Consider the following 12,348-nt stretch of genomic DNA (forward strand, 5'->3'; position numbering starts at 1 on the left):
TGACGTGGTAGGGGACATGCAGTGGCTGAACGAGCCGGCGGAGTGGTCGGACGCGCAGGGAACGGTCCGCGCCGTCACCGGCGACAAGACTGACTTCTGGCGGGAGACGTTCTACGGATTCATCCATGACGACGGGCACTTCTACGGCCGGGAGGTGACTGGGGACTTCACCGCCCAGGTGACCCTCACCGGTGACTACGACACGCTGTACGACCAGTCGGGGCTCATGCTGCGCGTGGACGAGCGAAACTGGGTGAAGGCGGGAATAGAGTTCACCGATGGCGCGGTGCACCTGAGCACCGTGGTGACCAGGGACTTCTCCGACTGGTCAATGGTGCCTGTGCCCGATTTCGACGGCTCTCTGACCCTCCGGCTCACCCGCCACGGCGAGGCCGTGCGGGTGCAGCAGTACCTGGCCGACGGCGGCTGGCGGTTACTTCGACTCGCCCACCTCGACATGCCCGCCACGGTTCGAGTGGGCGTGATGTGTTGCTCGCCCCAACGGGCCGGCTTCGTTGCGACCTTCAGCGGCTTCACGGTCTCCCCGCCGGTCTCCCGGGAGCTGCATTGAGTCCGGATCCGCTGACGGTGGCCGGAAAGGCACCTGCTGCAGGTGTCTTCGGCGGATCTGCAGGCGCTGGGGGAGACGGCGGCACTGCCGGGGCCCGGTTGGCCGCACCTGATCAGCCGGCAGTGGAGTGGGCCACTCCCTGCCTCCCCGGGTGGCCGCGCAGATCGCTAGACTGGCCCCTCGCGCCCCCGTAGCTCAGGGGATAGAGCATCGGTTTCCTAAACCGTGTGTCGCAGGTTCGAATCCTGCCGGGGGCACCAGTCCAGTGCTCGGTCGTGGTCGTCAGTCTGGAGCGCGGCCGTCACGTATGACGACAACCAGATCGCCTGCTGTGGAGGTCCCCCTGCGGCAGGGCTGGGACGACAGCGGCGGTTTGGTTGATCGATTCGTGGCGAGGCGGCGAATACGGTGAGCGGATGTCGTCGCCTCGAAGTCCAGCGCCGGTCGTGAAGTCGTACGAAGTCACCTTCTTCGTCCTCTACCGGGAGATCATTCTCCGGGACCCGTGGTGTGACGCCGGTGACGACGGCGAGGCGTACCGGGATGCGCAGGGGCAGGTCGCCGGCGCATCGACGTACCAGGTCAGCGTGCGGCCGTTGGTTACGTCCCAACCGACGAAGCTCGAGCTACGGACCTGGGACGCCGAACCGGAATCCCCCGAGGGTTCGTGGGACGGGTGCCGGCAGCTCGAACTGCACATGCCCACCGGGGAACTCTTCGTCGAGGTGCACACTGTCCCCGCAATGGTGACGACGGAGCTTCCGGGAGGGCCGGGGGTGTACGGGGTCCGCGTGTACCGGGGCAGGTATGACGGCGTCGAGAAGTTCCTCATCGACATGTGGTGGCGGGCCGTGTTGCCGCCCGCCGACGACGATGAGGACTTCTACGGCGATTCGTGGAGCTGACAGGGCTGCTCGGCGACAAACGCCGCCCAGTTCTCGCCCGGCGACGGCTCGGAGATCATCTTCCGGGTCGACTCGACACCCCGGACCAGGTACGGGTGGACCTCGGCACGCAGCGCCACCAGGGCCGGAGCATCGTCGGGCCGGCGGGCCTGATTTCCATGTATGTCCTCTGCCGGCGCTGACGTCCGTGGGCAGAAGGTCGAGGGCGGTCAGCCGTACAGGGCAGTGAACTGTTCCGGTGGCCGGCGTTGACCCTAGCCAGCGGTACCCGGCCGGGCTAGGCGGATCGTTCGCTCGGATTCTCCGACGGGGAATCGCTGTGGTGTCTCATCGCGGCGGCCCGGCCGGGGGTGTAGCCGTACTCCTGGGCGAAGGCGGCGATGAAGGCGGACGGGCTGGCGTAGCCGACGCGGCGGGCGACCTCGCCGACCGGCCGGGTCTCCAGCAGCGCCAGTGACGCGCGCAGCCGCAGCCGGGTCCGCCAGCGCGAGTACGACATGCCGAACTCGCGGGTGAAGTCGCGTTGCAGGGTCTTGACGCTGACGTGCAGCCGGTCGGCCCATTCGGCGAGGCTGGTGGGGTCGCCGGGGTCCTGGGCCAGGGCCGTCGCGACCGCGGCCGCCGCGCCGGGTCCGCCCCGCCGGCGGCCGGTCTGCTGCGGGCGCGGGCCGAGGCCGGCCATGATGCGGCCGCGGGCGGCGAGCGCGTCCTGTTCGTCGTAGCCGGGGAGGGCGAGGGCGAGGACCAGCCGGGCCGCTTCGGTGTCGATGCCGGCGGTGCCGGACCGCAGGCCGGCGAGGGCCGCGGGGATCTCGCGCAGGCAGATCCGGTAGACGCTCTGCCGGTCGACAGCGTGCACCTCGTGGGTGACCGCCCGCTGGGCCCAGAAGACCTCGTCGGTGCCGACGAGGGTGATGCGCCCGTCGTGGTGGGCGGCGAGCAGGCCGTCGGGTGACCAGTAGAGCTGGTGGAGGAAGTCCTGCCGGCCCTCGTTGAAGACCAGCCGGGTCGCCGCCCGGTAGCGCAGCACGAGGATGCCGTCGGGGCGGCCGAGGCCGTAGCCGAACTCCTCGCAGCTGACCGGATCGGCCGCGATCGGCTCCGCGACCACCCCGCTGTGACCTCTGACCGACACGACCTGACCTCTCAGCGACATTTCCTCAGCCAAAGTAAGGCTAACCTAAGCTTCGCAGCCCACCGGGGTTGCCACCTCTCGACGCCCCTTGAAGGAACCTGGTCAATGTCCGTACGACAGCACTGGCGCCTCGCCGCCGCCGCAGCCCTGGCGCTCGCCGTGGTGACCGGCTGCGGAACCGACGGCGGCGACACCGCCGCGAAGTCCGACGGCGCCACCCGCGTCTTCTCGGCCGACAACGGCGAGATCACCATCCCCGCAGATCCCAAGCGGGTCGTCGCCACCGGCTACGCCGTCCCGGTCCTCATCGAGGCCGAGGCCGCCCTGGTGGGGATCTCCACCTGGAAGCGCGGCCTGCCGATGATGACCGAGCAGCAGCGCGCCACCTACGACGGCCTGCCCAAGGTCGCCGGTGAGGTCGCCGCCGAGACGAACTACGAGGCGATCGCCGGCGCCAAGCCGGACCTCATCGTGATCGGCGTGCCGAAGCCGGTCCTCGCCGAGATCGACATCGCCCGCCTCGAGAGCATCGCACCCGTTGTCGCGATCGGCCCGGCGGGCCCCGCCTCCTGGCGGGAGCAGTCCCGCCTGCAGGCCGACGCCGCCGGTCGCGCCGGGAACTTCCAGGCCGCCAAGGACGCGTACGACACGAAGGCGCAGGAGCTCAAGGGCAAGTACGGCGAGGTGCTCGCCGGGCTGAAGTTCGGGCACCTGGGCGCCTACGGCGAGGTCTCCAAGGGCACCTTCCACCGCGAGTTCGCCGGATCCTGGGGCACCAACATCGCCCAGGACATCGGCGTGACCTACCCCGGTGAGGTCAAGGAGAAGGGCGGCGGCGCGCTCGACGTCACCGAGTACCCCTCGATCGAGGAGCTGCCGGAGAGCTTCGCCGACGTCGACGCCATCACCTACACCGTCGAGCTCGACGGCAAGGCGGGCGAGTCGGTGCAGCAGGTGCTCGACTCCGCACTGTGGAAGAACCTGCCGGCGGTCAAGGCCGACAAGGTGTTCGGGCTGCAGTACACCGAGGCGGCCACGTACGGCTCCGCGCTGCGGACCCTCGACGCGATCGACGCCGCGCTGGCGCCGCTGCTCGACCGATGACGATGATCGAACGCCGCGACCCGGAGTCCCGGGTCGCGGCCCATCATCGTGACGGCGACGGCATCGTGCGGGTCGGGTACCCGATCGAGGTGCGCCGGGTGCAGGTGGTGGCCCGACGGCAGCTGACCCCGCGGATGCTGCGGCTGACCCTCGGCGGCCCGGCGCTGGCCGGGTTCCACACCTACCAGGCCGACGACCACATCAAGATCGTCTTCCCTGATCCGGACGGCACGCGCCGCGACCCCGTCCCGGACGGGCAGGGCATGCTCGACTGGCCCTCACCGCCGCCGGTCACCCGCAAGTACACCGTCCGCCGGTACGACCGCGCCGAAGGCACGCTCGACCTGGACTTCGTACTGCACGACGGAGGGCTCGCCTCGACGTGGGCGGCCACCGCGGCGGTCGGCGACGAGGTCACCATCGCCGGCCCGCCCGGGGCGAAGGCATTCCCGCACCACTACGACCACTACCTCTTCGCCGTCGACAACACCGCCCTGCCGGCGGTCGCCCGATGGCTGGAGGAGTCCCCGGCCGACGTCTCGGCCCAGGTCGTGATCGAGATCGACGACGAGGCCGAAGCGGCGTACCCGCTGGCGGCGCGCGACGGGATCACCGTCACCTGGCTGCGGCGCGAGGACGGTGGCCCGACGCTCGCCGAGACCGTGCAGGCGCTGACCCTGCCGGCCGGGCGGACGTTCCTCTTCGCCGCCGGCGAGGCGACCGACATCAAGCCGTTGCGGGCCTGGAGCCGGGACCGCCTCGACGCACTGATCACCGGTTACTGGAAGCGCGGGATCGCCGGGCTTGAAGACTGACCTGTCCCGCCGGCTCCCCCTCCTGCTCGTGTCCGCCGTGCTCTTCGTGGCCGCGGCGGGCGCGAGCATGATGGTGGGAGCCCGCACCGTACCGGCCGCCGAGGTCTGGCGGGCCTTCGCCGACTTCACCGGCAGCACCGACCAGCTCGTCGTACGCGACCTGCGGCTGCCCCGCACGATCCTCGGTGTCTGCGTCGGCGCCGCCCTCGGCGCGGCCGGGGTGCTGATCCAGTCGCTGACCCGCAACCCGCTCGCCGAACCCGGCATCCTCGGGGTGACCGCCGGCGCCGGATTCATGATCAACGTGGGGGTGCTGGCGGGGGTGACCGCCTCGCAGGGCGGGCAGCTTCTGCTGGCCGTGGCCGGCGCCGCCATCGCCACGCTCGTCGTCTACGCCGTCGGGCGGACCTCACCGCTGCGGCTGGTCCTCGCCGGGGTCGCACTCAGCTCCGTCCTGATGGGAATCTCCCTCGGCCTGCGGCTGACCTTCCCCGACGTCTTCGACCGGCACCGGTTCTGGTCGGTGGGGGCGCTGGCCGGCTCCGAGCAGACACCGCTGGTGGTGCCCGCCCTGGTCACCGTCGCCGCGCTGCTCGCCGCGATGGCCGCGACCGGGCCGCTGAACGCCCTCGTCCTCGGCGAGAACGTCGCCCACGCCCTCGGCGCCCACGTGGCCCGGACCCGGGTGATCGTCCTGGCGCTCGTCACCCTGCTCGCCGGCGTCGCCACCGCCGTCGCCGGCCCGATCGTCTTCGTCGGCCTGATGGTGCCGCACCTGGCCCGCCGCCTCGCCGGCGGCTCGATCCCCTGGACGATGGCGTACGCGATGCTGCTCGGACCGGTCCTGCTGCTCGCCGCCGACGTCGGCGCCCGGGTCCTGCTCCCCACCGGAGAGGTCCCCGTCTCCGTCGTCACGGCCTTCCTCGGCGCCCCGGTGCTCATCTGGGCGGTCCGCCGGTACGGGGCGGCGACACTGTGAACGGCACTCTGACCTTGCGGGCCGGGCCCGCCGTGATCCACGTCGAGCGGCGTACGGTCGTCGTCTCCGCGGCGCTCGTCGTCGTCGCGGCGGTGCTCGCCCTGGTGGCGCTCGGCCGCGGACAGGAGTGGGCCGGCCCGGGCGAGGTGCTCGCCGCCCTCGCCGGGTACGGCGACTCGGCCTTCGTGATCCGCCAGTGGCGGCTGCCGCGGGTGGTCGCCGCCCTGGTCTTCGGCGCCGCGCTGGGGCTCGCCGGCGCGGTCTTCCAGAACCTGACCCGCAACGCGCTGGGCAGCCCCGACGTCATCGGCCTCGACGCGGGCGCGTACACCGGGGTGCTGGTGGCGGTGACGGTGCTCAACGGCACCGCCGGGCAGCTTGCCGCCGGCTCGGTGGCGGGCGGACTGCTCGCCGCCGTCGTCATCTACCTGCTGTCGCTGGACTCCGGCCTCAGCGGCATGCGGCTCGTCGTCATCGGCATCGCCGTCAACGCCATGCTCACCGCGGTGAACTCCTGGATCGTGCTCCGCGCCGAACTCGACGTGGCGATCGCCGCGACCGGCTGGAACGCCGGCTCCCTCAACGGCGTCGACTGGTCGGAACTGCGGCTGCCCTTCGCCGTCCTCGTCGGGTTCGTGCTGCTGCTCATGCTGATCTCGCACGCCATGCACCAGGCGGCGCTCGGCGACGAGATCGCCGCCACCAGTGGCGTCGGGCTGGGACGGCTGCGGCTGCTGATGGTGCTCGCCGGGGTCGGCTGCACCGCCACCGTGACCGCCGTCGCCGGGCCGATCGTCTTCATCGCCCTCGCCGCCCCGCAGATCGGCCGGCGGCTCGCCCGGGCCGGCGGCGTGCCGCTGGTGCCGGCGGCGCTGACCGGCGCGGTGCTGCTGCTCGCCGCGGACCTCGTCGCACAGCTGCTGCTGCAGCCGGTCGCGCTGCCCGTCGGGGTTGTCACCACGGCGATCGGCGGCTGTTATCTCATCTGGCTGCTCGGCATGGAGGTGAAACGACGGTGACCAGTCGTCTGACCGCGGAGGACCTGAAGCTCGGCTACGGCGAGCGGGTGGTGTCGAGCCGGGTGAGCCTGGAAATCCCCGACGGCGCGTTCACCGCCATCGTCGGTCCGAACGCGTGCGGGAAGTCCACTCTGCTGAAAGCCTTCGTCCGGCTGCTGACACCCACGTCGGGAACCGTCCGCCTCGACGGGCGGGACGTAGGCAGCCACCGGCCGAAGCAGTTCGCCCGGCAGGTCGGCTTCCTGCCGCAGGGGCTGATCGCGCCGGAGAACATCACCGTCCGCCGGCTCGTCGCCCGGGGCCGTTACCCGCACCAGTCCCTGCTCGGCACCGGGACCGCCGCCGACGAGGAGGCCGTACGCACTGCCATGGCGGTCGCCGGGGTGACCGAGCTGGCCGAGCGGCCCGTGGAGGAGCTCTCGGGCGGGCAGCGGCAACGGGTCTGGATCGCGATGGTGCTGGCGCAGGAGACGCCGTACCTGCTGCTCGACGAGCCGACCACGTTCCTGGACATCACCCACCAGTACGAGCTGCTGGCGCTCTTCGCCCGGCTGCGCGACGAGGGCCGTACGGTCGTGGCCGTGCTGCACGACATCAACCAGGCCTGCCGGTTCGCCGATCACATCGTGGCGATGAAGGCCGGCCGGATCGTCGCCCAGGGGGCGCCGAAAGAGGTCGTCGACGCCGAGCTGATGGAGGAGGTCTTCGGCCTGCCGAGCCTGGTGATGCCGAACCCGGCCACCGGCACCCCGATGGTGGTGCCGACGGTCTGAACCCGGCCGGGTCCGGCTGCCGCGGGTCAGCCCTTGATATCGCGGGGGTCGCGGCTGCGGGGGTAGGTGTTCTTCTCCCCGATGGTGCCGTCTTCCTTCTTGATGACGTGCTCGACACCGCGGTCCTTGGCCATGTCCCGGCCGGCGGCGACCGCGTCGGCCTTGGTGTCGTGGGTGCTGCTCGCCCGTTCGTTGCCCTCCGGGCGGTCCTTCCACTGGCCGTCCTCGTGGTACGTCTCGACATCACCCTTGGTCATGATCGTGTCCCTCCTGGTCGGCATGGTCGGTCACGAATATGTGCCCGGGCCCGGAGCGGACAAACGTGCGCGGATAGGGTGCGGGAATGGGCACTTACCGGGGCAGCGCGCAGCTGGAGACCGCCGACGATTCGGAGTGGCAGGTCCGGGACATGACCGTCCGGATCCGCACCGACCGGGCCACCGGCGTCGTCAGCTGGGAGGGTCGGCTGGAGCTGGCCGACGCGGACGTACGCACGGCGCTCGGTGAGTCCGCCGAGGCGGTCCTGCGGCTGCCGGACGGCGCGGGCGCAACTGTGCGCGTGCAGGCCGACGGCACCTTCACCGGCACCGCCATCTGAGTTCGGCGAAGCGCCCCCGGGTGAGCAACCACCCGGGGGCGCGACGCGTCATCCGTGGCAGTGCGGACGGACCCCGACCACCGTGTACGGCGTGGTCGGCTCCGGTGGGGTGGTGAAGCGGGCGTTGGGCAGGTAGAGCCGCCCCAGCGCCTTGGCGACCGTCGTCGGCACGTCGAAGTTCGGGTCGGTGATGGTGCAGCTCAGCGTCCCGGTGGTGCCGCTGGGGTTGAGCCGCACCACAGCGACCTGGTTGAGCCGGTTCTGCACCACGTAGAGGGTGCGCCCCACGGTCAGCAGCCCGTCCCCGTTGGTGAAGGTGTGCCCGGGTACGTCGACGACGGCGCTCGTCCCCGTCGCCGGGTCAACCCGGTAGAGCGTGCCGGTGTTGGACTGCACCACGATCAGGGCGGAGCGGTCCGGCGTACGCGCGATGCCGTTGAGGTTGATCCCCGTGCCGACCTGGGTGAACGCGCCGGTCAGCGGGATCGTGGTGACGCTCTCGGCCGGCGGGAGCGCGCCGCCGCGGCCCAGCGGAACCCGGTAGAGCACCGGGTTGTACGAGTCGGTGAAGTAGGCGGCCCGCCCGGTGAGGACGACGTCGTTGACGAACGTCGTGCCGGTGCCGAGCTGATAGCGGGCGAGAAGCTTCCCGCTGCGGGCGTCGATCACCCGGGCGTCGCCGGTGGTGCCGCCGGAGACGAAGAGCCGGCCCTGCGGGTCGACCTTCAGCCCGACTGACGGGGTACCGGTGGGCGGGCTGAGTTCCCGGCCACGGCCGGTGATGAGGTCGGCGCGGTAGATGGCGCCGGTGGCACGGGAGCCGAAGTAGGCGTAGCGGCCGGCGGTGGTGATCCCCTCGGGCTGGAAACCGTCGGGTAGGGCGATGACCGCAGGCCGCGCCGGCCCGCGGTGGGCCTGGGCGGGGGCCGCGGCGACCGTGGCGACGAGCCCGGCGGTCAGGGTTGCGGTCATGGTGGCGGCGAGCGCGCCGATGAGGCGTCGGTTCACTGTGCTCCTTCCGGTGCGGCTGGCCGGGGCGACGCCGGATGCGCGCGGGGCCGGGCCTGCCGGGATGGTGGGGCCAGGATCGTCCTCACTCTATGGCTGCTCGTCTTCCCGCGCCGGATGCGACGCCGCGTGACGCGTGCATGCCGCGGCGCGGCGCCCGTGGTTGCCGCTGACGGGCGGATCCGGGGCGTAACGTGACGATGACCGTACGGTGACTCTCGGGCCGGCTCGCGCGGAGGCTGACATGCCGATCAACTGGGGTGCGGAGATCGTCGGGCAGTTGGAGTTCTACTGGGAGGCGCACCTGCGGCCCCGGTTGGAAGGACTCACCGACGACGAGTACTTCTGGGAGCCGGTGCCGGGTTGCTGGAGCGTACGGCCAGGGCCGGAGGGTTCCAGCCTCGACTGGGAGTACCCCGAGCCGGTGCCCCCGCCGTTCACCACCATCGCCTGGCGGCTCGTGCACATCGGCGGCACCCTGTACGCCAGGGCGAACGCGTTCTTCGGTGACGGGACCGGATCCGCCGGCGCGGACGTCTGCGACCGGAGTCAACGGCCCACCGACGCCGACATGTTCGATCGGCGGCACCTGCCTAGCGAGGTGCCCGGCGGCGCCGCCGCCGGGATCGCTCTGCTGGAGGAGGGCTACCGGCGCTGGCACGACGGCGTCGCCGCCCTCGACGAGCAGGCGCTGGCCCGCCCACTCGGCCCCAAGGGGGTCAATTACGCCGACTACTCGATGGCCGCGCTGGTCCTGCACCTCAACCGCGAGGTCATGCACCACGGTGGCGAGATCGGCGTACTGCGTGATCTGTACCGGGCCGAGCACGGCGACTCCTGACCGGCTGATCAGTGCCGGGGCGTCGGATCGGCCCGGCGCCCGAGTGCCGGATCGGCCCGGCATCCGAGAGAGCGGAGTGCCCGGTAATCGCCGCTGAGTGCCGTTTGCGGCCTCGCCGGCCATGAGGTTTTGACACCGGATGTCCGGATTTTTTCGGGGCGGTTCCGGGGTCGGTCCGGAATCGCTTCGGGGGTCGGGGTGGTTGTGTATGGCGTACGGCCGAGGAACGCGACCCCCGGCCCGGCGGTGAGCCGGTTGGTGTGTGTGCCGGGGTGTGTGTCCCCCTTTCTCGGCCGTTCTTCATTCTTTTCGGTGAGTGCCCGCGGGCGCCTGTCGTGCTGAGTCGCGGCTCAGGTGTTGCGGGTTTTTTTCCCCTTGTTTCGAGCGTGGAGGAGTTCCCCTGATGAAGAACATTTTCCGTGGTATTGGTGTGGGTGTCGCGGGTGTGGCGTTCGCTTCTGGTGTGGTTGCGGGTCCGGCGGTTCCGGTGTTCGCGCAGGCGGCTGAGGTGGCGCAGCCGAGTACCGTGGCCGTGGCGCAGGTGCGGGCCGGTCCGGATCACGCTGCCCTGGCGACGAGTGTGCAGGGTAAGCAGTCGCGTATCGATCTGTCTGCGGAGCAGCAGGAGAATGCGAAGGCGATCGTGGCGGCGACGAAGGATTCGGGTATGAACGAGCGGGCTGCGGTGATCGCGGTGGCTACTGCGATGCAGGAGTCGAAGTTGGAGAACCTGGGTCATCTGGGTGCGGCCAACGATCATGATTCGCAGGGTCTGTTCCAGCAGCGTCCGTCCAGTGGTTGGGGCACGGTGGAGCAGATTCGGGATCCGCAGTACTCGACGACTGCGTTCCTTGATTCCCTTGACGAGGTTGAGGGCTGGGAGCAGATGCCGTTGACCGACGCGGCGCAGAAGGTGCAGGTGTCGGCGTACCCGGACGCGTACGCGCAGTGGGAGACCCAGGCCGCCGAACTGGTCGCCCAGCACTGGTGAGCGGCGCGGACCTGGCCGGCAACAGCGCCGATGACAGAAAGCGCACCGACAACAGCAGAGCACGAGAAACGAAGGCCGGGTGCCCTGTGGTACCCGGCCTTCGTCGTGCCCGGCGAACGGATGCCCCCTGGTCGGCGGGGAGGGGCCGGTTCCCGTGCGCGGTTCGCTGAGGCAACCGCTATGTTGTGCACGTAGAGGCCCGGACCGGAGTGGAGCAGGCCAGCTTTGATCCATTTACCTGCCCCGCACCGGGGGCCGCTGAGCGCGTTGAGCCTGCGGCTCGCCGCGGCCCTCGGGCTGGTCCTCGTCGTGGTCGGCGTCGTCTACGTCGACCGTGGCGGCTACCGGGACGTCGACGAGAACGGCCTGAACCTGATCGACTGCTTCTACTACGCCGTCGTGACCCTCTCGACCACCGGCTACGGCGACATCACGCCGTTGAGCGACAGCGCCCGCCTGGTCAACATCCTGATCATCACCCCTGCCCGGGTGCTGTTCCTGATCATCCTGGTCGGTACCACGCTGGAGGTCCTGACCGAGCAGTACCGGACCGGCCGTCGCCTGAACCGGTGGAGGAGAAGCGTGAAGGACCACGTCATCATCTGCGGCTACGGCACCAAGGGCCGCAGCGCCATCTCCGCTCTGCTGGAGAACGGCATGGACAAGAGCCGGATCGTGGTGGTGGAGCGCAGCGCCGCCTGCGTGCGCCAGGCAACCTCGGCCGGCCTGGTCGCCATCGAAGGCTCGGCGACCCGCTCGGCCGTGCTCGAGGAGGCGCATGTCCGCTCGGCCCGCGCGGTCATCATCGCCACCGACAGCGACGACGCCTCGGTCCTGGTCGCGCTCACCGTCCGCCAGCTAACCGCCGGCCAGGTACGCATCATCGCCAGTGTCCGGGAGGCGGAGAACGCCCCGCTGCTCAAGCAGTCCGGCGCGCACCACGTTGTCGTCTCCTCCGCCAACGCCGGCCGGCTGCTCGGCCTCTCGACCTCGGCGCCGCCGCTGATCGACGTGGTGGAGGACCTGCTGACGCCGGGCCGCGGCATGGCGCTGGCGATGCGCTCGGCCGAACGCGACGAGGTCGGCAAGTCACCGCGGGACCTTGACTGCGTGGTCATCGCCCTGGTCCGCCGCGGCAAGATCGTCACGCTCTCCGACCGGGGCGGCAAGGCGGTCGAGACCGGGGACATGCTGGTCCTGATCCGCGACGACCGCAACGGCAACCCGCACCCGATGCCGCAGGCCCCCCGCCCGCCGCGTACGCCCGACCGTCCCGCCCCGCCGATGGACCGGCCGGTCGCGCCCAGCGACCGCCCTGCCCGGCCGAGCGACCGGCCGGTCCCGCCCGGGGACCGCCCGGCCCGGCCCGGCGACCACCCTGCCCCGCCCGACTGACCGCGCCGGTCCACACATCGGCGATGGTGTGTGGACCACGTCGGTGTTGTAGGTGTCTCTTCGAGAATGGCTTCCGGGCTGACGGCCGGACGCAACCACGACGCGGGACGGAAACAGCAGAGCGGGGCGGGGCGCGGCAGCGACCCCGCCCCCACGGCGGGGCGGGGGAGGGCGTCCCCAACGGCCACGTGGCCCCGGCCGGGAGCAGCCCGGC

Annotated in this window: 14 protein-coding genes, 1 tRNA gene and 1 pseudogene; 12 read left to right on the plus strand and 4 right to left on the minus strand. The window is 71.1% G+C overall.

The window, feature by feature from the left end; translation table 11 throughout:
- Positions 1–16: 16 nt before the first annotated feature.
- From ACK8GG_RS02965 to ACK8GG_RS02975, 3 genes are all read left to right on the plus strand, one after another.
- The gene (locus ACK8GG_RS02965) at positions 17–571 is read left to right on the plus strand and encodes a DUF1349 domain-containing protein (RefSeq protein WP_440355464.1); all 555 of its coding nucleotides are present in this window, start codon (positions 17–19) and stop codon (positions 569–571) included.
- Positions 572–755: 184 nt separating this feature from the next.
- A tRNA-Arg gene (locus tag ACK8GG_RS02970) sits at positions 756–831 on the plus strand.
- Positions 832–987: 156 nt separating this feature from the next.
- Positions 988–1,476: a hypothetical protein gene (locus ACK8GG_RS02975; protein WP_440355465.1), complete on the plus strand. Its 489-nt coding sequence runs from the start codon at positions 988–990 to the stop codon at positions 1,474–1,476.
- Here ACK8GG_RS02975 and ACK8GG_RS02980 read toward each other — a convergent pair.
- Positions 1,455–1,595, minus strand: coding sequence for a hypothetical protein (locus ACK8GG_RS02980; RefSeq protein WP_440355466.1), 141 nt, complete (start codon positions 1,593–1,595; stop codon positions 1,455–1,457). The genes ACK8GG_RS02975 and ACK8GG_RS02980 overlap by 22 nt on opposite strands.
- Positions 1,596–1,753: 158 nt before the next feature.
- Positions 1,754–2,611, minus strand: coding sequence for a helix-turn-helix transcriptional regulator (locus ACK8GG_RS02985; protein ID WP_440355467.1), 858 nt, complete (start codon positions 2,609–2,611; stop codon positions 1,754–1,756).
- A 105-nt stretch (positions 2,612–2,716) separates the two neighbouring features.
- On the opposite strand from ACK8GG_RS02985, the gene ACK8GG_RS02990 reads away from it, so the two are divergent.
- The 5 genes from ACK8GG_RS02990 to ACK8GG_RS03010 are packed head-to-tail and all read left to right on the plus strand — an operon-like array spanning position 2,717 to position 7,301.
- Positions 2,717–3,715 carry an ABC transporter substrate-binding protein gene (locus tag ACK8GG_RS02990; protein ID WP_440355468.1) on the plus strand — a complete coding sequence of 333 codons (999 nt, stop codon included), beginning with the start codon at positions 2,717–2,719 and terminating at the stop codon, positions 3,713–3,715.
- Entirely contained in the window at positions 3,712–4,530 is an 819-nt protein-coding gene (locus ACK8GG_RS02995; RefSeq protein WP_440355469.1) for a siderophore-interacting protein, read from the plus strand. Before ACK8GG_RS02990 ends, ACK8GG_RS02995 begins: the two co-directional genes overlap by 4 nt.
- On the plus strand, positions 4,520–5,509 hold the full coding sequence (locus ACK8GG_RS03000) for a FecCD family ABC transporter permease (RefSeq protein ID WP_440355470.1): 990 nt from the start codon (positions 4,520–4,522) through the stop codon (positions 5,507–5,509). Before ACK8GG_RS02995 ends, ACK8GG_RS03000 begins: the two co-directional genes overlap by 11 nt.
- Positions 5,506–6,528, plus strand: coding sequence for a FecCD family ABC transporter permease (locus tag ACK8GG_RS03005; RefSeq protein ID WP_440355471.1), 1,023 nt, complete (start codon positions 5,506–5,508; stop codon positions 6,526–6,528). Before ACK8GG_RS03000 ends, ACK8GG_RS03005 begins: the two co-directional genes overlap by 4 nt.
- Complete coding sequence (locus ACK8GG_RS03010) at positions 6,525–7,301, plus strand: ABC transporter ATP-binding protein (RefSeq protein WP_440355472.1); 777 nt, start codon at positions 6,525–6,527, stop codon at positions 7,299–7,301. The genes ACK8GG_RS03005 and ACK8GG_RS03010 overlap by 4 nt, the downstream gene beginning before the upstream one ends.
- 26 nt (positions 7,302–7,327) lie before the next feature.
- Here the strand turns inward: ACK8GG_RS03010 and ACK8GG_RS03015 are convergent, their stop codons facing one another.
- A complete protein-coding gene (locus ACK8GG_RS03015; protein ID WP_440348368.1) occupies positions 7,328–7,558 on the minus strand; it encodes a DUF2188 domain-containing protein in 231 nt (76 codons plus the stop codon).
- A gap of 86 nt (positions 7,559–7,644) precedes the next feature.
- Here ACK8GG_RS03015 and ACK8GG_RS03020 point away from each other — a divergent pair, with 86 nt between their 5' ends.
- Positions 7,645–7,899 carry a hypothetical protein gene (locus ACK8GG_RS03020; RefSeq protein ID WP_440348367.1) on the plus strand — a complete coding sequence of 85 codons (255 nt, stop codon included), beginning with the start codon at positions 7,645–7,647 and terminating at the stop codon, positions 7,897–7,899.
- Between the two features lie 48 nt (positions 7,900–7,947).
- On the opposite strand, the gene ACK8GG_RS03025 is transcribed toward ACK8GG_RS03020, so the two are convergent.
- Entirely contained in the window at positions 7,948–8,907 is a 960-nt protein-coding gene (locus ACK8GG_RS03025; RefSeq protein ID WP_440355473.1) for an SMP-30/gluconolactonase/LRE family protein, read from the minus strand.
- Positions 8,908–9,151: 244 nt separating this feature from the next.
- Here ACK8GG_RS03025 and ACK8GG_RS03030 point away from each other — a divergent pair, with 244 nt between their 5' ends.
- The 3 genes and pseudogenes from ACK8GG_RS03030 to ACK8GG_RS03040 form a co-directional block, all read left to right on the plus strand.
- Complete coding sequence (locus ACK8GG_RS03030; protein WP_440355474.1) at positions 9,152–9,748, plus strand: DinB family protein; 597 nt, start codon at positions 9,152–9,154, stop codon at positions 9,746–9,748.
- 403 nt (positions 9,749–10,151) lie between these two features.
- Positions 10,152–10,739 (plus strand): hypothetical protein, encoded by a 588-nt coding sequence (locus ACK8GG_RS03035; RefSeq protein WP_440354166.1) that lies wholly within the window; start codon positions 10,152–10,154, stop codon positions 10,737–10,739.
- A gap of 225 nt (positions 10,740–10,964) precedes the next feature.
- Positions 10,965–11,963: pseudogene (locus ACK8GG_RS03040) on the plus strand (potassium channel family protein); the annotation flags it as partial.
- Positions 11,964–12,348: the final 385 nt, after the last annotated feature.

Origin of the sequence: Melissospora conviva, from assembly GCF_049523535.1 — a bacterium.
GTDB classification, from domain to species: Bacteria; Actinomycetota; Actinomycetes; order Mycobacteriales; family Micromonosporaceae; genus Melissospora; species Melissospora conviva.